This is a genomic window from Amnibacterium flavum (assembly GCF_003097495.1).
GTDB classification, from domain to species: Bacteria; Actinomycetota; Actinomycetes; order Actinomycetales; family Microbacteriaceae; genus Naasia; species Naasia flava.
Genome location: NZ_QEOP01000003.1, coordinates 32826 through 55700 on the forward strand (window position 1 = coordinate 32826; position 22875 = coordinate 55700).

22 protein-coding genes are annotated in these 22875 nt (G+C 68.3%); 2 read left to right on the plus strand and 20 right to left on the minus strand.

Annotated elements, in window-relative coordinates; translation table 11 throughout:
• Window position 1 precedes the first annotated feature (1 nt).
• The 16 genes from recA to DDQ50_RS14515 form a co-directional block, all read right to left on the minus strand.
• Window positions 2-1069 (minus strand): recombinase RecA, encoded by a 1068-nt coding sequence (gene recA, locus DDQ50_RS14440; RefSeq protein WP_116757504.1) that lies wholly within the window; start codon window positions 1067-1069, stop codon window positions 2-4.
• Window positions 1070-1339: 270 nt separating this feature from the next.
• Entirely contained in the window at window positions 1340-1561 is a 222-nt protein-coding gene (locus tag DDQ50_RS14445; protein ID WP_116757505.1) for a DUF3046 domain-containing protein, read from the minus strand.
• A 70-nt stretch (window positions 1562-1631) separates the two neighbouring features.
• Complete coding sequence (locus DDQ50_RS14450) at window positions 1632-1967, minus strand: helix-turn-helix domain-containing protein (protein WP_116757506.1); 336 nt, start codon at window positions 1965-1967, stop codon at window positions 1632-1634.
• A 132-nt stretch (window positions 1968-2099) separates the two neighbouring features.
• Window positions 2100-2627, minus strand: a complete 528-nt coding sequence (locus DDQ50_RS14455; protein WP_116757507.1) for a CinA family protein — start codon at window positions 2625-2627, stop codon at window positions 2100-2102.
• Window positions 2624-3247 (minus strand): CDP-diacylglycerol--glycerol-3-phosphate 3-phosphatidyltransferase, encoded by a 624-nt coding sequence (pgsA, locus tag DDQ50_RS14460; protein WP_276308420.1) that lies wholly within the window; start codon window positions 3245-3247, stop codon window positions 2624-2626. Before pgsA ends, DDQ50_RS14455 begins: the two co-directional genes overlap by 4 nt.
• A gap of 124 nt (window positions 3248-3371) precedes the next feature.
• On the minus strand, window positions 3372-6122 hold the full coding sequence (locus DDQ50_RS14465) for an FtsK/SpoIIIE family DNA translocase (RefSeq protein ID WP_116757509.1): 2751 nt from the start codon (window positions 6120-6122) through the stop codon (window positions 3372-3374).
• A 176-nt stretch (window positions 6123-6298) separates the two neighbouring features.
• A complete protein-coding gene (locus DDQ50_RS14470) occupies window positions 6299-6787 on the minus strand; it encodes a GNAT family N-acetyltransferase (protein WP_116757510.1) in 489 nt (162 codons plus the stop codon).
• An 80-nt stretch (window positions 6788-6867) separates the two neighbouring features.
• Window positions 6868-8097 carry an ABC transporter permease gene (locus tag DDQ50_RS14475; RefSeq protein ID WP_116757511.1) on the minus strand — a complete coding sequence of 410 codons (1230 nt, stop codon included), beginning with the start codon at window positions 8095-8097 and terminating at the stop codon, window positions 6868-6870.
• The gene (locus DDQ50_RS14480; protein WP_116757512.1) at window positions 8094-8810 is read right to left on the minus strand and encodes an ABC transporter ATP-binding protein; all 717 of its coding nucleotides are present in this window, start codon (window positions 8808-8810) and stop codon (window positions 8094-8096) included. The genes DDQ50_RS14475 and DDQ50_RS14480 overlap by 4 nt, the downstream gene beginning before the upstream one ends.
• Window positions 8807-9844 (minus strand): efflux RND transporter periplasmic adaptor subunit, encoded by a 1038-nt coding sequence (locus tag DDQ50_RS14485; protein WP_205663663.1) that lies wholly within the window; start codon window positions 9842-9844, stop codon window positions 8807-8809. The genes DDQ50_RS14480 and DDQ50_RS14485 overlap by 4 nt, the downstream gene beginning before the upstream one ends.
• 142 nt (window positions 9845-9986) lie before the next feature.
• A complete protein-coding gene (locus DDQ50_RS14490; RefSeq protein WP_205663668.1) occupies window positions 9987-11378 on the minus strand; it encodes an MFS transporter in 1392 nt (463 codons plus the stop codon).
• Between the two features lie 22 nt (window positions 11379-11400).
• Window positions 11401-13089, minus strand: coding sequence for a glycoside hydrolase family 13 protein (locus tag DDQ50_RS14495; RefSeq protein WP_240614441.1), 1689 nt, complete (start codon window positions 13087-13089; stop codon window positions 11401-11403).
• A complete protein-coding gene (locus tag DDQ50_RS14500; RefSeq protein ID WP_116757514.1) occupies window positions 13086-14411 on the minus strand; it encodes an MFS transporter in 1326 nt (441 codons plus the stop codon). The genes DDQ50_RS14495 and DDQ50_RS14500 overlap by 4 nt, the downstream gene beginning before the upstream one ends.
• A 47-nt stretch (window positions 14412-14458) precedes the next feature.
• Window positions 14459-14917, minus strand: coding sequence for a hypothetical protein (locus DDQ50_RS14505; protein WP_116757515.1), 459 nt, complete (start codon window positions 14915-14917; stop codon window positions 14459-14461).
• Window positions 14914-15417 (minus strand): SCO family protein, encoded by a 504-nt coding sequence (locus DDQ50_RS14510; RefSeq protein ID WP_116757516.1) that lies wholly within the window; start codon window positions 15415-15417, stop codon window positions 14914-14916. The genes DDQ50_RS14505 and DDQ50_RS14510 overlap by 4 nt, the downstream gene beginning before the upstream one ends.
• Window positions 15410-16954 carry a linalool dehydratase/isomerase domain-containing protein gene (locus DDQ50_RS14515; protein ID WP_116757517.1) on the minus strand — a complete coding sequence of 515 codons (1545 nt, stop codon included), beginning with the start codon at window positions 16952-16954 and terminating at the stop codon, window positions 15410-15412. Before DDQ50_RS14515 ends, DDQ50_RS14510 begins: the two co-directional genes overlap by 8 nt.
• A 226-nt stretch (window positions 16955-17180) precedes the next feature.
• Here DDQ50_RS14515 and DDQ50_RS14520 point away from each other — a divergent pair, with 226 nt between their 5' ends.
• Together DDQ50_RS14520 and DDQ50_RS14525 are read left to right on the plus strand one after the other, a co-directional pair.
• Window positions 17181-18125 carry a helix-turn-helix transcriptional regulator gene (locus DDQ50_RS14520; RefSeq protein WP_116757518.1) on the plus strand — a complete coding sequence of 315 codons (945 nt, stop codon included), beginning with the start codon at window positions 17181-17183 and terminating at the stop codon, window positions 18123-18125.
• Window positions 18126-18127: 2 nt separating this feature from the next.
• Complete coding sequence (locus DDQ50_RS14525) at window positions 18128-18376, plus strand: hypothetical protein (protein WP_116757519.1); 249 nt, start codon at window positions 18128-18130, stop codon at window positions 18374-18376.
• 6 nt (window positions 18377-18382) lie between these two features.
• On the opposite strand, the gene DDQ50_RS14530 is transcribed toward DDQ50_RS14525, so the two are convergent.
• From DDQ50_RS14530 to thyX, 4 genes are all read right to left on the minus strand, one after another.
• Window positions 18383-20062 (minus strand): ribonuclease J, encoded by a 1680-nt coding sequence (locus DDQ50_RS14530; protein WP_116757520.1) that lies wholly within the window; start codon window positions 20060-20062, stop codon window positions 18383-18385.
• 76 nt (window positions 20063-20138) lie between these two features.
• Window positions 20139-21122 (minus strand): 4-hydroxy-tetrahydrodipicolinate synthase, encoded by a 984-nt coding sequence (dapA, locus tag DDQ50_RS14535; protein ID WP_377940117.1) that lies wholly within the window; start codon window positions 21120-21122, stop codon window positions 20139-20141.
• Window positions 21123-21210: 88 nt separating this feature from the next.
• Window positions 21211-21984 (minus strand): SDR family NAD(P)-dependent oxidoreductase, encoded by a 774-nt coding sequence (locus DDQ50_RS14540; protein WP_116757521.1) that lies wholly within the window; start codon window positions 21982-21984, stop codon window positions 21211-21213.
• Between the two features lie 44 nt (window positions 21985-22028).
• Window positions 22029-22730 (minus strand): FAD-dependent thymidylate synthase, encoded by a 702-nt coding sequence (gene thyX / locus DDQ50_RS14545; RefSeq protein WP_377940296.1) that lies wholly within the window; start codon window positions 22728-22730, stop codon window positions 22029-22031.
• Window positions 22731-22875: the final 145 nt, after the last annotated feature.

Below are 22875 nucleotides of genomic sequence, written 5' to 3' on the forward strand. Positions count from 1 at the left end.
GTCAGGCGCCCTTGCGGGCGGCCAGCTTGGGCTCGATCGAGACCGGGGCGGCCTCGACCGCTGCGGCCGGAGCGACGCCGACACCGAGCTTGGTCAGGATCTTCTGCTCGATCTCGTTGGCGATCTCGGGGTTCGACATGAGGAAGTTGCGGGCGTTCTCCTTGCCCTGACCGAGCTGGTCGCCCTCGTAGGTGTACCAGGCGCCGGACTTCTTGACGATCAGGTGCTCGACACCGAAGTCGATGAGGCTGCCCTCACGGCTGATTCCGGTGCCGTACAGGATGTCGAACTCGGCCTGCTTGAAAGGCGGCGCCATCTTGTTCTTGACGACCTTGACGCGCGTGCGGTTGCCGACTGCGTCGGTGCCGTCCTTCAGGGTCTCGATTCGGCGGATGTCGAGTCGAACCGAGGCGTAGAACTTGAGCGCCTTACCACCGGCGGTGGTCTCGGGGCTGCCGAAGAACACACCGATCTTCTCGCGCAGCTGGTTGATGAAGATGGCGGTGGTCTTGGTCTGGCTGAGTCCACCGGTCAGCTTGCGGAGTGCCTGCGACATGAGGCGGGCCTGCAGGCCGACATGGGAGTCACCCATGTCGCCCTCGAGTTCGGCTCGGGGCACCAGCGCCGCCACGGAGTCGATGACCACGAGGTCGATGGCACCGGAGCGGACCAGCATGTCGGCGATCTCGAGCGCCTGCTCACCGGTGTCGGGCTGCGACACGAGCAGCGCATCGATGTCGACGCCGAGCTTCTTGGCGTATTCGGGGTCGAGCGCGTGCTCGGCGTCGACGAAGGCCGCGATGCCTCCGTTGCGCTGGGCGTTCGCGATGGCGTGCAGCGTGAGGGTGGTCTTACCCGAGGACTCGGGACCGTAGATCTCGATGATGCGGCCACGGGGAAGCCCGCCGATGCCCAGCGCGACGTCGAGTGCGATGGAACCGGTGGGGATGACCTCGATGGGCGCGCGCTCATCGCTGCCGAGGCGCATGACGGAGCCCTTGCCGAACTGGCGATCGATCTGGGCGAGGGCGCTTTCGAGGGCCTTTTCGCGGTCTGCAGCTGATGGCATTGCGGTCTCCTGTTCAGTGGGCCCGACTCGCGCTCGCGCGAAGGGCGTCGGTGGCGCCTATAGGCTGCCGAACCGCGCTCTCACGCCGACTCGACAAGGCAGTGGTGGCTCGTCTCGTGATACTCCGACGCTAGTTCCGACCTCCGACATCGACTGCCGGGAAGGGGGCTCATGCGGTGGAGTTCTCGAGATCGACCACCTGTTGAGGACACTACGCCGCATCGAAGATATCTTCGATAGTCGATCGCGGCGTGTCGAGGAGACTCGCGATCAGCTGGGGTCGGGACGCCCGCGTCCGTGCCAGCGATCACGAGGGATGCCGGTCTCACGGCACAGAGCGGCCCACACATCCGAGACGGCGCGACCGGCGGCGATGCCCTCCTCCGCGGTCAGGCCGCCGAGGTCTCCGAGAGTCAGCTCGCGGACGAGAGCCCTCCCGTGCGCGTCGCCGAACTCCTCGGCGACGGCGAAGCGGAACTCACTGAGACGCATGCCTTCTAAGTTAACGAACGAAACGCCCCGCTCATGACAAGCGGGGCGTTTCGATCATCTGGTGGAAGGACTAGTGCGCGACCAGGTCGGCGTCGAGGTCCTTCGCGAAGCTGTCGGCGGGGTAGCGCTCACCGAAATCAGCCGGGAGCGAGTCGGGGATCACATCGATGCCCTCGATGACGGCGAGCCGGTCTCCGACCTCGCGCATGATGATCGACAGCGGAGTGTCGAGTGCATCGGCGACCGAGGCGAGGATCTCGGACGAAGCCTCTTTCTGGCCCCTCTCGACCTCACTGAGGTAACCCAGCGCAACGCTGGCCTTGCTGGCGACCTGTCGGAGGGTGCGCCCCTTCTGCAGACGGAAATCCCGCAGAACGTCTCCGAGCTCCTGACGAACTAGGACCATGTGACCCTCCTCACCTTGCTAGCTGGAACGATGCCGTGACCGACACCGTAGGGGAATCGGTTGTCAAACCCTAATGACGAGGTTTGAGTATTACTTGTGAACACGACAGATGTAACGAGACCGAAACCTGAGTTATTCCGACTCAACCCCTCGTCGGTCCGGAGTCATGTCGAGCACGCCGAGCCCCACGGTCTCGATGAGGAGCGTCAGCGCAGCCGCCACGCTCTGAGCCCGCACCCTCGATCGGTCCCCCGTCAGCCGCAGCCCGCGGACCTCGGCGTCGGCGCCGGTGACGACCGCGACGTAGACCTCCCCGGGCGAATGTCCATCCTGGCCGTCGGGACCGGCGACCCCGGTCGTCGCGACGCCGACGTCGGCCGAGCAGCGCTCACGGACTCCCGCGGCCATCATGATCGCGACCTGCGGACTCACCGGTCCGAGCTCCGCGAGGAGAGCACCGTCGACGCCGAGGAGCTCGTGTTTCAGCTCGGTCGCGTAGGCGACGACGCCGCCGCGCACGACGACGGACGCGCCCGGCACATCGACGAGAGCGGATGTCAGCGCTCCCCCGGTCAGCGACTCGGCGACCGCGACGGTGAGTCCGTGGGCGGTCAGACCGAGGACCACCTCGCCGGCGAGGGTCCGCACGTCGGCGGTCATCCGCGTCGGCTCCGCCTGCTGAGACGGTGGGCCTGCCACAGGTAGTCGAGCCCCGTGACGACGGTCAGCACCAGGGCGATGCTCATCAGTCCGATGTTGAGCCCGTCGAACCAGGGCGTCGCGTCGGCCCAGCCGAGTGCGATCGCCAGTTCGGCGAGGGGTGCGAGGGCGGTCGAGATGGCCACGGCCTGGAACACCGTCTTCAGCTTGCCGCCGCGCGAGGCGGGGATGACGCGGTCGCGCAGGACCGCGAAACGGAAGGCGGTGATGCCGAGTTCGCGGACGAGGATCACGACGGTCACCCACCACGGGAGTTCACCGAGGATCGACAGCCCGACGAGCGCTCCGCCGGTGAGGACCTTGTCGGCGATCGGGTCGAGCAGGATTCCGACATTGGTGACGAGGTTGCGGCTGCGTGCGAGCATGCCGTCGACGCCGTCCGTCGCGATGCCGATGACGAACAGCGCGGTGGCGACCCAGCGGAGGGTGATCGACTGATCCCCGCCCTGGTTCGCCACGAGCAGCAGCCAGATGAAGGCCGGTGCCATCAGGATGCGGGCGACGGTGATGATGTTGGCGATGTTGCCGTCGCTGGCCTTGCCGTCGCCGGCCTGCACCACGCGGCCCCTGGCTCGTTCGACGACCTTGGCCTGACCGCGCTCGTACCCTGCTCGCGCGCGTCCGCCCGCCCGCCGGGGCGCGCCCCCCTGACCGGGTTCGACCCCGTCGTCTCGCGTCACGCGATCACTCCCTGCCGGTGAGCCCCCAGGCATCCTCGTCCGAGGAGCCGTCGACCACATCGTATCCGGCGAACATGTCGTCGACGGGGTCGTCCGACAGGGGCGCGGGAGCGGCGACGGGCTTCGGATTGGGGTTCGGCAGCGGCACGTCCTCGCCTCGGAGCTGGGCGAGCACCTGGGGAAGCTGCTCGGCCGTCACGAGCACGTCGCGGGCCTTGGATCCCTCGGAGGGTCCGACGATCTCGCGCGACTCGAGCAGGTCCATGAGGCGACCGGCTTTGGCGAACCCGACGCGCAGTTTGCGCTGCAGCATCGAGGTCGAGCCGAACTGGGTCGTGATGACCTGCTCCGCAGCCTTCAGGAGTAGCTCGAGGTCGTCTCCGATGTCGGCGTCGATCTCGCGCTTCTCGGTGACCGCGGCGACGTCGGAGCGGTACTCGGGGCGGGCCTGCTGGGTGACGAACTCGACGACCCGCGCGATCTCGTCCTCGCGGACCCACGCTCCCTGGACACGGATGGCCTTCGACGCGCCCATCGGCAGGAACAGGCCGTCACCCTGACCGATGAGCTTGTCGGCTCCGGGCTGATCGAGGATGACCCGCGAGTCGGTGACGCTCGTGACGGCGAACGCGAGACGCGACGGCACGTTGGCCTTGATCAGGCCGGTGACGACGTCGACGCTCGGGCGCTGGGTCGCGAGCACGAGGTGGATGCCCGATGCGCGCGCCAGCTGGGTGATGCGCACGATCGATTCCTCGACGTCGCGCGGGGCGACCATCATCAGGTCGGCGAGCTCATCGACCACGACGAGGAGATACGGGTACGGCTTGAGGATGCGCTCGCTGCCGACGGGCAGGACGATCTCGTTGCCGATGACGGCCTTGTTGAAGTCGTCGATGTGGCGGAAGCCGAACGACGCGAGGTCGTCGTAGCGCATGTCCATCTCCTTCACGACCCACTGCAGCGCCTCGGCTGCCTTCTTGGGGTTCGTGATGATGGGCGTGATCAGGTGCGGCACACCGCTGTACGCGGCGAGTTCGACCCGCTTGGGGTCGATGAGAACCATGCGCACCTCGTTGGGCTTCGCGCGCATGAGGAGGGAGGTGATCATCGAGTTGACGAAGCTCGACTTTCCGGAGCCGGTCGAGCCGGCGACGAGGAGGTGGGGCATCTTGGCGAGGTTCGCGATGACGAATCCGCCCTCGACGTCCTTGCCGACGCCGATCGTCATCGGGTGCGCGCTGCCCACGGCGACCTTGGAGCGGAGCACGTCGCCGAGCGACACGATCTCGCGGTCGGTGTTGGGGATCTCGACACCGATGGCGCTCTTGCCCGGGATGGGCGAGAGGATGCGGACCTCGTTGCTCGCGACGGCGTAGGAGATGTTCTTGCTGAGCGCGGTGACGCGTTCGACCTTCACACCGGGGCCGAGCTCGACCTCGTAGCGGGTCACGGTCGGACCGCGGGAGAAACCGGTCACCTTGGCGTCCACGTTGAACTGGGTGAGCACGTTGGTGATCGCCGCGACGGCCTCGTCATTGGCCGCGGAGCGTGCCTTCGCGGGAGTTCCGAGCGACAGCGACGACGCCGGCGGCAGGCGGTACGGGCCGGTGTGGATGGGCGTGGCCATCCGGTCGACGGCGTCTTCGGACTCGATGTCGATGTCGATGTCGGGCTCGATGGGGCGGAGGATCTCGGTGGCGCTCGGGACCTCGGGCGGGAGGGTCATGTCGACCACAGCCGGCACCGCGGCCGGCGCCAGCATTTCCTCGAGCATCTCGATGCCGAACTCGGCGCTGGCGTTCGGCGCCTGGACCGCACCCGGCGCACCGGGCGCGGGCAACCCCGCGCCGTCGAGCACCTCGGTGAACGAGCCCTGGACGATCGGGGTGTCGAAGGCGGGTTCGACCTCGCGGTTCGACTTGTTGCGCCGCCACCAGGGCAGGTTCTCCTCCTGCTCGGAGTCGAGCGGGAAGTCGTGCACCCCCGTCGTGCCGCCGGTCTTCGCCTTGCCCGCGGGGGCGGCGTCTTCGTCGGGCGTCTCGGCGCCGAAGAGGTAGTTGTACAGCTGACCGATCCGCTCGGGCACCTTGTTCGGCGGCGTCCGGGTGAGGATGAAGAGGGACAGCAGACCGAGCAGGACGATGACGATGGTCGCACCGATGGGTGTCAGCGCGAGGGTCAGAGATCCGCCCACGATCCAGCCGAGGATGCCTCCGCTCTGCGCGAGCGGTTCGATGCCGGCCTGCGGGATGACCTGACCGCCGTAGACGTAGCAGAGCGACGAGATCGAGACGAGCAGCAGGGCGAGACCGATGCCGAGGCGGCCGTTGTCGTTGACCGAGCTGGGGTGACGGAACAGCCAGAAGGCGAAGACGAAGAAGATGACGGGGAGCGCGAAGGCGAGGCGCCCGAAGAGACCGCCGAACGTCCAGGCGTCGAGCGTCATCGCGAGGGGGTCGCCGGGGCGGAACCATTCGACGACGGCGCCGGCGATCGCCAGGATGAGGAACAGGAAGGGGATGCCGTCGCGGCGCTGGTCCTTCTGCAGGGTCTCGGGCCCGAACACGCGTGCGGCGCCGCCGGCGACGTGCGCCATGCCGAGCCACATCTTGGTCAGCGGACCCTGGGGTTCGGGAGCGACCGGCAGCTTGCGGGTGCGCGCCGAGGTGCTGTTGCGTGCTCGCGGTTTGGTCGCCGGAGCGCTGCGCGCGCTCGTGCGGGCGCGACTCGTCGACTTGCTGCTTCCAGCCATGCGCCCCACGATACGTGCGACCTCCGTCGCGACCCGGCTGACACGCAGCACGCCCGCCGAGCGGCCGCCACCGCGACACGGCGGGTGCTCACCCGCAGGGTCGGCTGCCGCCGCGCGCGGATCGACGTGGAGTCGATCGGGTGATCGAACGCCTCGCGACGACGGACGGCGCGTATTCAGCGGACGGTGCGGACCATGATGTCGGTCGTCGGAGTGGATGACACGACGGTGAACCCCTCGCTGATGTAGAGGCGCTGAGCGAAGTTGCCCTTGTCCACGCTGAGCGAGACTCGGGAGTGCCCCGCGGCGGCGGCCTTGCCGAGCACGGCCGCGAGCATGGCACGTCCGACCCCCTGCGCACGCCAGACCGGACGGACTCCGAGGATGAGCTCTGGCACTCCTGCGATGCCGGCGAGACCGGGGCGGTCGGCTGGGAAGAGACGGAACCAGCAGGCGCCGATCGGGCCCCCCTCGTCATCCACGGCGATCACACCGGCGTCCCCCGGTCGAGGCCAGGAGGCGATGTAGCGGCGGCGGACCGGGTCGGCGAGCACCTGGACTCTCGGCCGCTGGCGGTCCGAGTTCCAGTTCGCCGCCTCGACCAGCGCCTCGGTCAGCGCGATGCCGTCGCCCGGACCCGCGTCGCGGAGTCGATAACCGCTCATGTCCGGAAGTCTGCCACGGCTGTCGCACACGGCTCCCCCCGCGAGGGCGGGCGATATCGGATCGCAACATCCGCGGCCGGTCAGTATCGGATCGCGTCGATCACCTTCACGCGCACGGCGACGAGAGCGGGCAGCAGCCCCGCCAGAGCGCCGACGACCGTCGCCGCGAGCAGCCCGATGAGAGCGGCGTCGACGGGGAACGGCGGGACATCGCTGACGCCCTGACCGATGAACTCCTCGGTGATCGGATTCTTCACCAGGAGGACGGCCAGCATCACCCCGACGATGCCCGCGACGACGGTGGCCACGACGCTCTCCATCATCACCGCGAAGAAGACCCGGGAGGCGGTCGCACCGAACGTGCGTCGGATGCCGATCTCGCGGATGCGAGCCCGAACGGTCACGAGCGCGATGTTCACGAGGCCCAGGGCTCCGAGGAGCAGCACGAGCAGCGCGATGCCGCCGACGAGGAGCTGGACCTGGGCGAGCGATTCGGCCTGCTGCTCGGCGTAGTCGGCGCGGTACGCGTCGACCTGCACGGAGTCGCCCATCTGCGCGGAGACGTCCTCGACGAGGCGGAAGCGGAGGTCCTCGGCGATGCCCTCGGGCACCCATGCCTCGTATTGCGGGGGCCCGAAGTTGGCGGCGGCCTCCGGACTGATCAGGGCCCGGGCCTGGCCGGCGAGCATGTACATCGACGGCGACGTGTCGTAGGTTGGCGACGGCGTCACACCGACGACCACGGCGACGGTGTCGACCTCGCCGCGGAGGACGACGGTCGGATGGGTGCGCAGGTCGGGCGAGCCGAGCCGTTCCCAGAACCGCTGATTCACGACGAGCGCGGGCGCGAGCCGGGTCTCGTCGGCGGCGCTGAACCAGGAGCCGGCCATCAGATCGAGCCGGTGCATCTCGGCGAACGGGCGGTCGACGGTCTGGACGGCCACCGTCGTCGTGCCGTCGACGAAGCGCACGCTCTGGTCGGCGTACCCGTGCTCGCTGAGGTAGCTGATGTCGTACCGCTCGGATGCTTCGCGGACTGCGTCGCCGAACCGGGCGGTGTCGAACGGGCTGCCGTCCTGCGTGTAGGCCTGCAGGGTGAGGGTGGCCGCTCGGCCTCCCTGACGTTCGCTCGACTCGCGGAACGACTGCTCGGCGATGCCGCCGGCCGCCACCACGACGGTCAGGGCGGTCACGGCGACTCCGACCCCGATGAGGGACAGCAGGACGCGCCCGCGGTGGACCCTGACCTCGGACCAGGCCTCGACGATCGCACCGACGACCGCGGCGACCAGGCGGGAGAACGGGTTCACAGCGCATCCGCCGCGGTGCGGACCAGCGGGGTCTCGAACGCGGTCAGCCGACCTGCGTCGAGGCGCAGGTGGCGGGACGAGCGGGCCGCGATCGCGCGGTCATGGGTGATCGTGACGAGAGCGGCGTCGGTCTCGTCGGCGACGCTCTCGAGCAGCGACATGACGGTGTGCCCCGTCTCGAGGTCGAGCGCACCCGTCGGCTCGTCGGCGAGGATCAGGCGCGGTCGCCGGACGAGGGCTCGCGCGATCGCCACGCGCTGCTGCTCGCCTCCCGAGAGCTTGTCGGGTGTCGAGTCGAGCCGCTGCCCGAGACCGACGCTCTCGAGCATGCGCGTCGCGATCGACCGCCGGCGCCAGAACTGAGGGCCCGTCTCGTAGAGGAGCGGCGTGATGACGTTCTCCAGGGCCGTGCGACCGGCGAGCAGGTTGAACTGCTGGAACACGAACCCGATGCTGCGGCCGCGGAGCCGGTCGCGCTTCGCGGAGGAGAGACCTCGCACGTCCGCGTCGTCGAAGCTCACCATTCCCGTCGTGGGCGAGTCGATGAGGCCCAGGATGTTGAGCAGCGTCGACTTCCCCGAGCCGGACCGCCCGACGATGGAGATGCGGTCCCCCGCCTCGACCTCGAGGTCGATGCCGGTGAGGATCGTCAGGCGGTCTCCGTCCGGGAGCTCGACGGAACGGGTGACATCGTCGAGTCGGAGGATGCTCACCTGACGAATCCGCCGCAGATCACGGTGCCGGTGCCGTCGTCGACACAGCCCTCCTCGAGCGGCTGCTCCGTCGAGTTCGGCGAGAACTGAAGGATCTGCTCGCCCTCCTCGAGGCCGCCGGTCACCTCGACCTGGCTGCCGTCGGAGAGACCCACGGTGATCTGTCGCTCCTCTCGAGCGTTGTCGGCGCCCACCACGAAGACGACTCCGGTCTGCGCTCCCCCGTCGACCGCGGTCGTCGGGACCACGAGGACGTCCTCGGCGAGGCCGGCCGGAATGGTGAGCTTGGCGGTGAGGCCGGGGAACACGGTCACGTCCCCCGGAACCGCGCAGCGCACGGTCGTTCCGCTGCCCGTCGACCCGTCTCCCGGGTTGTCGGGATCGGCGGTCTGACCTGCGATCGGCGATGTGATCGTCAGGCCCGTGCAGGTGAAGGGTGCGGGGCCGCCCGCGATGGTCGCCGTCGCCTCGGTCGGCTTGTCGAGCAGACGGTACTGCTGCTCGGGCGCGAGGGATCCGGAGACGGAGAAGGTCGGCGGCGCGACCTGGCCGGCGACATCGCCGATCGCGACGGTCTGCCCGTGCAGCACGGTGAGGGAGCTGAGCAGTCCGCCGATGGGGGCGAGCACCTTCTCGTAGGTGACGATCGGCTTCGGCTGGGTGATCGTGACCATGCCGTCGGGACCCGTTGTCTCGACGGGGTCGCGCGGCGTCTCGACCTTGATGTCGAACAGCGCGTCTCCCGCGGAGACGGTAGCGCCCTGCGCGACGAAGAGCTCGTCGACGGTGCCGGCGGCGACCGCCTTCACGGGAACGGCGGGATCGGCCGAGATGGTCCCGTCGACGGAGACGTCGTTGACGATGGTTCCACGGACGACCGGGACGACAGGATCGGTGATGGTCCCGGTCGGAACCGCCGGTCCGTCGGCACTGGCAGGGTCGGCGAAGAACGCCAGTTTGACCAGAGCCGCCGCGATCGCGAGGATCGCGACGATCCGGAGGATCGGGAAGATCCATTTACGCCAGACGCCCATCGATTCTCCTCACGGGCGCCGACGCACCCACCTCTGGAAAACTATCGGGCGCATGCGGGCCGCCGAATCATCCTCGCGGAGGAAAGGACGCGACTGAGGGCTGACTTCCCGAAGCCCTGGGCTCGGAAGCGTGCGCAAGGCTTCACGACAACGAACCCTCCGGGAGCGATGGGTCATCGACCTCCCTCGGTTTCGGGATGAAGGCGGCGATCCCGAGGCAGAGCATGGCGGCGAACAGTCCGAGCGTCAGTGCGAGCAGGAAGCCGTTTTCGCTGGGGCCCGTGACTCCGCCGACGGTGGCCGTCGACTGGGCAAGGACGGCACCGATCGCGGCCGCGGCGATGCTCGTGCCGAGCGAGCGCATGAGCGCATTGAGTCCGTTCGCCGCACCTGTCTCGCTTCTCGGTACCGCCTGCATGATCAGCGCGGGCATGGCCGCGAAGCCGAGCCCGATGCCGATACCGAGGACGATGTTGACGCCGAGGACCTGCCAGAGCGAGTGGTGGAACAGCAGCACGGCGCCGTAACCCGTGGCGAGCACCGCTGCGCCGCCGACGAGCAGCGGTTTGGGCCCGTGGCGGCGCTCGAAGCGACCCGCGATCGGCGACATCGCCATCATGGCGAGCCCTGATGGGGCGAGCACCAGCGAGGCCGCCACCAACGACAGCCCGAGGCCGATACCCGTCGCGGTGGGCAGTTGCAGCAGTTGCGGGAAGACGATGCTCGACGAGAACAGCGCGAAGCCCATCGCGACCGACGCGAGGTTCGTGAGGAGCACCGCCCCGCTCGCGCTCACCCGCAGATCGACGAGCGGATGCTCGATCCTCAGCTCGAACGCGCCCCACCCCAACAGGACGGCCGCGCCTCCGACCAGCAGCAGCAGCGTGCGCGGGTCGCCCCAACCCCACTCCTCGCCGCGCGAGATCGCGACGAGCACGCCGACCAATCCGAGGGAGAGTCCGGCGATGCCGACCAGGTCCAGCCTCCCGGGCGTTCGCTGCGTGCTCGGGGGCACGAACACGAACCAGAGCGCGTAGGCGACGAGGGCAACACCGGCCGCCACCCAGAACAGCGCGTGCCAGTCCAGGTGTTCGGCGACGATCGCGCTGAGCGGCAGGCCGAGCGCGCCGCCCACGCCGAGGGTCGCGCTGACCAGCGCGATCGACGACCCGAGCCGTGCCGCAGGAACGCAATCGCGCAGGATCGAGATACCGAGGGGGATGACGCCGGTCGCCATCCCCTGCAACGCCCTCGCCACGATCATCGGCACGAGCGTCGACGACAGCGCCGCGAGCACCGCGCCGACGGCCTGAAGCAGCAGAAGCGCCATGGCAATGCGGCGTTTGCCGTACATGTCGCCGAGCCGACCCGCGATCGGCGTGCTGATCGCAGCGGCGACCAGCGTCGCGGTGATGACCCATGGCGTGTCAGCGCTGGAGGCGTCGAGCAGCTCGGGAAGCTCCGGCTGGATCGGGATGACGATCGTCTGCATGAACGACGCGCCCATGCCTGCGAAGGCGAGCACGCCGATCATGATGTCGATGCGCTGCGGTGAATCAGCCTTCACGCAGGCGGCACCACACCGTGGACTCCCCCGCGACGACACCCTGCTGGACGTCGGAACTCGCCAGCAGCACCTCTACGTCGCCGAGCACGTACCCGTCGGCGCCGAAGTTGGTCACGACCGTCCAGCCGTTGGGGCGCACGAATCGCAGAACATCGAGTCTGCCCGTGTCGATCCACTCGAGCGACTCGCCGGTCTGCAGCTCATGACGCAACGCGAGCGCGCGGCGATAGAGCGCCAGGGTCGATTCCCGATCGCCCTCCTGCTCAGCCACCGACTGCTCGGCGAACCACTCGGGCTGAGACAGATGCGCTCCGTTCTCGCCGAACCCCAGTGAAGAACCCGACGACGTCCACGGCAATGGGACACGGCATCCGTCGCGACCCTTCTCGCGCTCCGGCTGGCGGAGGAACGCCGGATCCTGCCGCTCGGTGTCGTCGATCTCGGCCACTTCGTGGAGGCCGAGCTCCTCGCCCTGATAGAGGTACGCCGAACCCGGCAGCCCGAGGAGGAACAGCGACGCGGCCCGCGCGCGTCGCAGCCCTCGCGACCGGTCGAGCGGAGGCTCCGTCCCGCCGGACAGCAGCCAGTCGGCGCCCTGCTTGCGTGTCGCGCGGCCCTCGCTGTCTCGGTCGGGGATCGGCAGTCCGTAACGCGTCGGATGTCTGACGACATCGTGGTTGGACAGCACCCAGGTGGTCGACGACCCCGATGATGCCGCAAGGGTCAGGTTGTGCGCGACGATGCGACGGAACTGCTCGGCGTCGAAATCCGCCTCGAGCAGGTCGAAGTTGAACGACTGACCCAGCCCCCTCGCGCTGGCGTAGAGCGGCACGCGCGACGGGTGGACCCACGCCTCCGCCACCGCGGTCCGCGGAGGGTCGTACGAGTCGAAGACCTCTCGCCACTGCGCGTAGATCTCGTGCACGTCATCACGGTCGATCATGGGGTGGTTGCCGTCGTGCGGAAGAGCGTCGAGCTCCGCCTGCGAGAGCAGGGGCTCCGTCAGATCCTTCGTGAGGAAGTGCGCGACGTCCACGCGGAAGCCGTCCACACCACGATCGGACCAGAAGCGCAACGTCCGGACGAAGTCGTCTCGCACCTCGGGGTTGGACCAATCGAGGTCGGGTTGCTCCACCGCGAAGTTGTGCAGGTACCACTGGCCGTCGGCGACACGCTCCCACGCCGGACCTCCGAAGAGCGAACGCCAATCGGTCGGCGGCTCGGCGCCGTCCGGCCCGGTGCCCTCGCGGAAGATGTAGCGGGCGCGTGCCGCCGAACCGCGGCCAGCGGCCAGCGCCTCCTGGAACCAGGCGTGCAGGTCGGACGTGTGGTTGGGCACGATATCGACCACCACCCGGATGCCGACCGCATGGAGGGCGGCGAGCATCGCATCGAAGTCGTCGAGGGTGCCCAGCCGCGGGTCGACATCGCGGTAGTCGGCCACGTCGTACCCGCCGTCGGCGAGCGCCGACGGGTAGAACGGGCTCAACCAGACCGCGTCGATGCCCAGCTCCTGCAGGTACTGCACCCGGGAGGTGACGCCGGCGAGATCCCCGATCCCGTCGCCGTTCGCATCCGCGAAGCTGCGCGGGTAGATCTGATACACCGCAGCCTGCCGCCACCAGGCGGCGTCATCGACGACGGATGCGGGCGCGGGTGACGAGGGGGCCGAGGTCACTCGTCTCTCCCCTCCACCGACGGGATGGACGCGGTCGTGCGCGCGCGGCCCGGGAGCTGGACGTAGAACATAATCAGGATCGAGACGACGTACGCCCCGACGACCGTCCATACGACGCCGTCGAATCCGAGGGCGGGGAGGATGATCGCGACGAGGGCCGGGCCGACGAGCGTCCCCACGCTGGTCGCGAGGTTGATCGTGCCGAGCGCCGACGGCTGGTCCTCCTTCGAGACCAGCGCCGGGACCAGCGCGGACAACGGGACGTAGGCGGAGACGCCGATGCCCCAGATCGCCATGACCACGCCGAGGACGGCGAGGTTGAATCCGATCCACTGCGGCACGAAGAACAGCAACGGGATCGCGATGGCGTTGATCGGAGCGGCGATCCACTGGACGGTGTTCGCCCACCCGAGCTTGTCACTCAACCATCCCCAGACGAGGTTGGCGGGCACACCGGCGACGCCCACGATCGTGAACATCAGGACCGCCTCGCCGAGCGGGACACCGATCTCTGTGGTGAGGAACGGCACGTAGATCACGAAGACGGCGACAACGCCCATGATGTTGATGAGCTTGATGATCGCGCCCGCGCCGACCTTCGGCTGGCGCACCATGACCGTGACCGCGGCCCCCAGGCTACGGATGAGGCTGTCGGAGGTTGCGACGACGACCGATTCGGGCGGATCCTTCACGAGGAGGACGGCGATGAGCCCGCCGACGATCGCGATCGCCAGCCCCACCCAGAGCGTGTTGATCGGGCCGACGGTGGGAAGCAGCGCGGCGGCGAGCGCGCCGGCCACCACCTGGGTGCCGGCACTGAAGGCGAACCAGAACCACGCCTGGGTCCGGGCCTCGTAGCCCGCTTTGGCTCGCGCGTTCAGCCACGTCACGAAGGAGTAGGCGAAGAGCGGCGTCCCGAGGCCACGCAGGGCGAAGGTGATCAGGATCAGCCAGTATTGGTGAGTCGGCAGCACGAGGATGAACGCCAGATCAGCGGCGACCCAGCCGACCACTCCCATGATCATGACCCGCTTCGGGCGGAACACCGACACGAGCGGACCGACCGCGTACGCGCAGATCGCCCCGATGAGCCCGGCAGCGGTGATGATCCAGGCGGCCTGGCTCAGCGGGACGCCGATGTCGGTGGAGAAGAAGCTCGAGATCCAGGAGACCTCGATCGCGTCGCCGACGACGAAGACGACCATGGCCAGGATGCCCCAGGACAGCCCCTTCGGGAGTCCGATCCGCTCTTTGAGGGATGCGCGGGCTGGCTCAGTGGCCGCGTCGGATGCGGGCTCGGGCGTGATGAGTGGCGTGCTCAATTGACATTGCTCCTTTGCAAGGGTGGAGGGTGATGCGGAGGTGTGATTCAGGAGATCGCTGAGGGCTGCAGCCGTATACGGCCGGCCCGACGGACCACAGTGGCGGCCGTCAGCACCTGAGCGACGGCGATCGTCGTGGCCGCCCAGAACAAGGCGACTGCCCACCCGCTGTCGTGGCCGACATGCGAGACGGGCGCCAACGTCGTGGGGATCGCGTGGCCCGGATGGCCACCCCTCATGGGGCTGGCGGACGACATCAGGAGGGCGAGATGCACGGCGACCATCGCGCCGGAGAGCAGTCCGCAGACCGCCCAGGTCCGGATGGTCGGGCGGCGGGCGAGGTGGGGGGCGCAGGAGAGACAACCGGCGACGGCGATGCCCATCAGAATGGCGAGCGCGACCGAGTCTCCACCATGCATCAGCAGCAGCGGCACGTGAAGGGCGGCGCAGGCCACCACGCCGACTGCGGCGACTCTGCCCGCGCGGGGAGCCACGGTCGGCGTCATTGCGCCGACTCGAGCCTGGCCCGCACCCGGTCTGCGATCGCCTCGGCGTCCGCGGTGTCGACGAAGTGATCCACGTAGTGGCCGTCCGGATCGACGAGGTACGTGATGGCGGAGTGCGGGACGGCGTACCCGTCCGGGTCGGCCGGATCCTGCCCCCGCTGGGAGAAGACCCGATACGCGGCCTTCGCCGCCGTGACCCGCTCATCACTGCCGGTCAGCCCCGTGAATCGCGGGAAGCGGTTCTCGAGGAAGATGCGCATGACTTCCGGCGTATCCCGCTCGGGATCGACGGTGATGTACAGAGGCGCGATGCGGTCGCTGAGCTCGCCGAGACGCTCGAGCGAGTCCGTGAGCTTCGTCAGCGTCCGGGGGCAGACGGACCTGCAGTTGGTGAACCCGAAGTAGACGAGCATCCAGCGCCCGCGGTACGTCTGCTCGGTGACGTGCTGTCCGTGGTGATCGACGAGGTCGAAGCGCCCGTCGATGGGCGAGTCAGCCATGGTCGCCTCCGCGCTTGGTCAGGGTGAACGTCGTCGCCTCGGTGGGGCACTCCACGACGAGGGTGTCGCCCGTGCCGGACGAGATGATCTCGCTCCCGCGGCGGAGCTCCCACTCGCCCTGACCCCCCAGTCGGCCGATCTCCACGGTCCCGGCATCCGCCGACCTGCCTCGCAAGGGCAGATCGGTGCGCCGACGCACTCGGAAGGTCAATCGGGCTGCGTCGCGGTCGAACACCGCCTGGCTCACATCGATGTCATCCGCCACCCGCACCAGGGCCGGTGTCCGGTGGTGATCGGGGGCGAGGGGGCGGTTGTAGAGCCGCCACAGTCCGTCGGGGATGTTGAGGCGCGAGTAGCCGAGCATGACGTTGCCGCTCAGCGGGTCGACGAGCGTTGCGCGGCCGAGGTCGTCCGCTGCGGTGTCGTTCCGGCGATAGAACAGACCACCGTCGCGCCATTCGCGACCGAGGTGACTGTCCGCGTAGGCGAGGAGACCGTCGACGGTGGCCTGGTCGCCGATCTCGCTCGCCCAGGGCGCCACCCACGCCATCGGACTCATGAGCTGAGCTTCGATGGAGCCGCTCGGCTGGGTGACGAACAGTTCGCCGGGACCCGCCTGCTTGAGTTCGCCCTCCATGAACGCCGAGTAGCGGTCACGGACGAGAGCGGGGTCCCACATGTTGAGGAGCGTCCCGAGCCAGGCGTTGACCGTGATGTCGGAGGCGTGAATCGGATTCTTGAGGTCGTACTGCACGAAGCAGGTGAAATGGCCCGTCTCGTCGAGCTGCCCGAACTCCTCCCACGCGCGCTTGTAGCCCGCGGTGATCTCGTCGGCGCGCGCCCCACCGGTGATGAAGTCGTTGAGGCGGTAGCTCAGGATCGAGGGCTGGATGCAGATCTGGAAGATGCAGTTCGGCTGGCAGGCGATCCCGAGATAGCCGTTCTCGACGAGCTGCCAGTAGAGGTTCTCGTTCAGCGACTCCCGGTCGTAGGTGAATCGGTGAGACGAGCCGCCCCAGAAGGGCGATGCGGTATCGAGCACAATCGAGTCGGGCGCGTCGAAGCGCCGGTCGTCGAAGAGGTAGCGGTTCAGCGTGATCATGGTCTGCAGGTAGCCGCTGTACATGATGTTCTCCCGGGCGACCGGGTCCCATTCCGGGTCGCGCTGGATGTAGGAGTTCAGCGCCCCGCCGCCTCGGCTGACGTCTCGCCAGTAGCCCCACACCGTCGGTAGCAGCATCTTCTCGATGAGCCGGGTGAGCATGGGCTGGAACAGACCCGGCGCGGCGGGAAGACGGTGCAGATGGGTGAGCGCCAGCGCGAACGAGGCGTACGCCAGTTGGTACCGCACAGTCGCACCGTCGTCTTGGAATGGCACCCGCTGCAGCATTCCGGACCAGTCGTTGTCCGGCAGGCGCGAGATGTTGTCGAAGTGGCGCAGGTGCCCGAGCTGGTCTTCACTCAGGATCTCGCCCGATTCGGCGGGGGTGGGCGCGACTCCCGGCTGAAACGGCGGCGCCGTGATCGTCTTAGGCAAATTCGAGCCTCTCATCGTGATTCGTCTGCGGTCAGGAGACGGAGGTTTTCGCGACTGTGTGAGACGGACACCCTTGTCGACTGACCCATTTCGCAAAGCTAAACCGACGGACCCGCCGGGTCGATGTGCTCGTCACTCAATAGATGCACTCAACGATCACGGCTTACGACACAGGCGCTGGAATTGGGACAATCCTGGGGAAGCGGAGGTTCCGTAGGATGGACGGATGCCACATCATCCCGGAGGTTCCGGCGACGCACCGACCGAACCGACCGCTCGGGGAAGCGCGGCGGTGGTGTTCGCCACCACTGTCCGGATGGGGCCCGATGAAGTGTTCCACGGCAAGTACGTGGAAAGCGTCTGCTTCGTGTGGACCGTTGACGGACTGGGAGTGATCGAATGCAATGGTCAGTCGATCGAGGCGAATGCGGACTCGCTCATCCGTCTCCCGTGGGGACACGAGGTGAAGTACCGAGCGCAGCGCTCCTCCCCTTTCCACTTCGGTGTGCTTCACGTCATCCCGTGGCTGAGCTTCGACGAGGACTTCACGCCGCGCGTCGCGGTCCATCCCGATGATCCGCTCATGGGGTCCGTGAACCGCCGGGCCGACGGGTCCGGCGATGCGGTCACCGTGATATCGGGATCCTCACGGGCAGGTGCGCGGATCAGGATCCTGGCGGGATACGCGGTCGAGCGGTTCCTGACCGAGAGCACGGCGGAGGCGTCTCTGCGGTCACTCGGTGCCTTGGTCATGGACGAAAGCGCCATCTGGGACGGCAGCGACGAGGAGCGCGAGCCGGCCGCCCTCAACATGATGACGAGGTTCGTCGAAGACAACCTCCGATCACCGCTCACGGTGCCCGAGATCGCCGCGGCTGCGGGGGTCAGCACTCCGACTGCACAGCGGCTCTTCACCCGCTATACGGGCATGTCAGTCGGCACGTGGCTTCGGAATCGCCGGATGAGGGAGGCCGCCAAGCTCCTTCGAAGCACCAGCTTGCACGTTCGCGAGGTGGCTGCTCACGTCGGAGTTCCAGACCCGTACTACTTCTCGCGCGCCTTCAGGACGACCTTCGGCGCTTCCCCGAGTCACTACGCATCACACGCCGCGCAGGTGGATGAGTCGGTTCGTGCGCGAGGCAACGGAAGGACGGATCGAGCGGCGGAATGAGAATGAAGCGACTTCGCGTTCGAGGTTCGAACCTGGACCGGCAACCGAGTCGGGCTGCGCCCTCACCAACTCCCTACAACGTCGCTCCGCGTCGCCTCATCCGCGTCGACGGGCGGCACATCAAGGTGTCCGCCTGGTACGACGACGAATGGGGTTTCTCCAACCGCGTGGTCGACACGCTGCAGCTGCTCGCCCGCTGGAACGGAGGCGGCCGGCCCTCGCGAGGAGGGCCGGCCGCGCCGCGGTGGTGAGGGAGTTCAGCCCTCGATCACGATGGGGACGATCATCGGGCGTCGCCGGTGCTTGGTGTTCACCCATCGCCCCACCGTGCGGCGCACGATCTGCGAGAGGGCGTGGGTGTCGCGGGTGCCGTTCTCGGCCGCCTCGGTGAGCGCCTGGCGGATCTTCGGGATGACCTCGTCGAAGATCTTCTCGTCGGGTGCGAAGCCGCGGGCGTGCACCTCGGGACCGACGACGATGCGACCGGTGCTCGTGTCGACGACCGTGAAGATCGAGATGAAGCCCTCTTCGGCCAGCACACGGCGGTCCTTGAGGTCGGCGTCGCTGATCTCTCCGACGCTCGAGCCGTCGACGTAGACCATGCCGATGTCGATCTGACCCACGACCTTCGCGACGTGATCCCGCAGGTCGACGACGGTGCCGTTGCCGCCGACGATGACGTTCTTCTCGGGAACACCGGTGTCGCGGGCGAGTTTCGCGTTGGCGTACAGGTGGCGGTACTCGCCGTGAACGGGCATCACGTTGCGCGGCTTGAGGATGTTGTAGGTGTAGAGCAGTTCGCCCGCGGCCGCGTGGCCCGAGACGTGCACCTTGGCGTTGCCCTTGTGGACGACCGTCGCACCGAGCTTGGTGAGCCCGTTGATGACGCGGTAGACCGCGTTCTCGTTGCCGGGGATGAGGCTCGAGGCGAGGATGACGGTGTCGCCCTCGCCGACCTCGATCTGGTGCTCGAGGTTGGCCATCCGGGCGAGGACGGCCATCGGCTCGCCCTGCGAACCGGTCGACATGTAGACGATCTGGTCGTCGGGGATGTCGGTGGCGCGCTTGGCGTCGATGAGCACACCCTCGGGCACCTTCAGATACCCGAGCTCGGCGGCGATACCCATGTTGCGGACCATGCTGCGGCCGATCAGCGCGACCTTGCGGCCGTGCGCGGCGGCAGCGTCGAGCACCTGCTGGACGCGGTGGACGTGGCTGGAGAAGCTGGCGACGATCACCCGGCGCGGAGCCGCGCCGATGACCTGCTCGAGGACCGGTCCGATCGACCGCTCCAGAGGCGTGAAGCCGGGCACGTCGGCGTTGGTCGAGTCGACGAGGAACAGGTCGACACCCACCTCACCGAGGCGGGCGAACGCGCGCAGGTCGGTGAGTCGGTTGTCGAGAGGCAGCTGGTCCATCTTGAAGTCGCCCGTGTGCAGCACGACACCCGCACTCGTCTTGATGGCGACGGCGAGCGCATCGGGGATCGAGTGGTTGACCGCGACGAACTCGAGCTCGAACGGGCCGAGCTTCTCGACCTGGCCTTCGGCGACGGTGAGGCTGTAGGGCTTGATCCTGTGCTCCTTCAGCTTCGCCTCGATGAGCGCGAGCGTGAGGGAGCTGCCGATCAGCGGGATGTCCTCGCGGATCTTCAGCAGGTACGGGACGGCGCCGATGTGGTCCTCGTGACCGTGGGTGAGCACGATGCCGACGACGTCGCCGAGGCGCTGCCGGATGGGCTCGAAGTCGGGGAGGATCAGGTCGACGCCCGGCTGGGTCTCCTCGGGGAACAGGACCCCAGCGTCGACGATGAGGAGCTTCCCGTCGATCTCGAAGACGGTCATGTTGCGGCCCACCTCGCCGAGGCCGCCGAGCGGGATCACCCGGAGCGTTCCCGGCTCGAGGGGCGGGGGCTCACTGATGCTGTCGTCGTGCATAGCACTCCTTAATTCGCGGCCCCCTTCAGGGCTGCGTGCTGCCGCGTCGAACGCGGTTGGGGAAAATCTGCGGCGCTCAGCGCGTGGTCCCGGCGATCTTGGGGAGCGCACCGCCGGCGGCCGCGTTGCGGTCGGGGCGGAAGCCTGCGAACCTCACGCCGGGGATCTCGCGGACCAGGTCGATCTCGTCCTCGATGAGGGCGGCCTCCCACTCTTCGGGTCCGACGAGGGGCAGCCGCACGCGGGGCGATCCGATGCGGCCGAGGCCGTGCAGGATGTACTTCGCCGCCACGGTGCCGGGCACGTGCGTCATCGTCGCGCGGACCAGCGGCTCGAGCGCCTTGTGCATGGCGGTCGCCGTGTGCAGGTCGCCCGCGTTGACCGCGTCGATCATGGTGCGGTACGGCGCTGGGGCGATGTTCGCGGTGACTCCGATGAGGCCGGCCGCGCCGATGGCGAGGTGCGGGAGCACGTTGGCGTCGTCGCCGGAGAAGTAGAGCAGGTCGGTCTGGTTGAGGACCCGGCTGACCTCGCTGAAGTCGCCCTTGGCGTCTTTGATCGCGAGCACGTTGGGGTGCTTGCCGATGCGGAGGATGGTCTCGTACTTGATGGGCACACCCGTGCGACCGGGGATGTCGTAGAGGATCACCGGCAGGTCGGTGGAGTCGGCGACGAGCCGGAAGTGGGTGAGGATGCCCGCCTGCGTCGGCTTGTTGTAATACGGCGTGACGATCATGATGCCGTCGGCGCCGGCCTTCTCGCTCTTCTTGTAGAGCTCGATGGCGTGTGCGGTCTCGTTGGACCCGCCGCCGGTGATGATCTTCGCGCGGCCGGCCGAGACATCCTTGCCGACCTCGACGAGGCGCACCTTCTCGGGGTCGGTCAGGGTGCTGGTCTCACCGGTCGTGCCGGTGACGACGATGCCGTCGGCTCCGGCCGAGATGACGTCGTCGATGTGCTTCTCGACGCCGGCCCAATCGACCTCGCCGTCGGCGGTGAAGGGCGTGACCAGGGCGACGAGCACCTGGCCGAAGGGATTCTCGCGCGTTGACACGCCCATAAGGGTATCGGTACCGGCCGGACGCGCCCACGACCGCGTCCGCCGTCGTCGGGGCGGATCCCCCGATCCGCGCAGCCGATCGGTGCGGTCAGCGCCCCTTGAGCGCGCCGGCGGCGGCGATCCGCGGCGGAGCGATCCTCGCGAGAGCCGCGATGACCTTGTACCTGAGGCTCGGAACGGTGACGGCCCTGCCGCGCCGGGCTGCACGCAGGGCGGCGCGGACCACGTACGGGGCGTCGAGCCAGAGGATCGATGGAATGAAGTCGCTTCCGACCTCCATCCGGGAGTGGAACTCGGTGTGCACGAAGCCGGGCGCGACGGCTGTGAAGGTGACGCCGCTGCGCCGGTAGTTGATGTTCGCCCACCGGGTGAAGGAGAGGATGTACGCCTTGGCGGCGCCGTAGGTGCTGCGCGGTGTGTAGGCGGCGACGCTCGCCACGTTGAGGATGACACCGCTGCGACGGGCGAGCATTCCGCGGAGGGCCGCGTGCGAGAGCCGGAGCGGAGCGGTGACGAGGACGTCGAGGTGGCGCTGCTCGATCTCGATGTCGTTCTCGTCGAACGGCTCGCGCAGTCCGTAGCCGGCGTTGTTGACCAGGTAGCCGATGGGTGATCCGACGTCGAGGAGTCGCAGCTCGACCCGGGCGAGCTCCTCCCGCTCGGAGAGATCGGCGGCGAGGACCTCGACATCCACGCCGTAGCGGGAACCGAGTTCGAGTGAGGACTTCTCGAGCCGACCGAGGTCGCGGGCGACGAGCACGAGCGGATGGCCGGCGGCCGCGAGCTGACGGGCGAACTCGGCCCCGAGCCCGGCGGTGGCGCCGGTGATGAGAGCACGGGCGGGAGTCCGGGTCGGAGTCATCCCGCCACCCTAACCACGACCGCTGCACGCAGTGCGGGCGCGGACTACGGGGCTACGCGGCCGTTCTTCTGGAACGCCTCGTAGGTAAGGGGCATGAGGGTCGCCCACTGGTCTTCCATCTGCTCCGCGACCATCTCGATCTCGCGCTGCGGGAAGGACGGGAAATGGGTGCCCTCGCGCTTCGTGCGCAGGCTGAGGAAGTTCATCAGGGCGCGCGCGTTCATCGTCACGTACATCGACGAGTAGAGGTTGAGCGGCAGCACGATGCGCGCGACCTCGCGCGCGATGCCCGCCTCGAGCATGCGCTGGTACGAGTCGTAGGCGGCCGTGCTCACCTGGCGCGTCTGCTCGGAGACGAGCTCGGTCATCTCGGGGGTGCCCGGCTCGAAGTCGTAGGCCCCCGGCTTGCCGACCTGGATGAGCTTGCGCTCGGCGCCCGGCACGTAGAAGACGGGACGCATCTCGCGGTAGCGGCCCGATTCCTCGTTGTAGGAGGCGACGCGGTGGCGCATGAACTCGCGGAACACGAAGATCGGCGCCTGCACGTAGAAGGTCATCGAGTTGTGCTCGAACGGGGAGCCGTGGCGGTCGCGCATGAGGTAGTTGATGAGGCCTCGGTCGCGCTTCTCGTCGGCCTCGGTTCCGTCCTGGGCGGCTTCGAGGGTCTTCTCGCCCTGGGTCGAGACCCGGGCGGCGAAGAGCACGTCGGAGTCATGCGCACTCGAGCGCACCAGCTCGACGGTCATGTCACTGCGGAACTGGATCTCGTCTGTCGATGGCACGGCTCCCACCCTAGGGTCTGCGGGCTGCCGCTGAGGAGCCCGACCTGCGGCGTGGCGGTCGGCGACCCGGATCGCCCTGCGAACTCACTGTCGCCGCATCTAGGCTTGC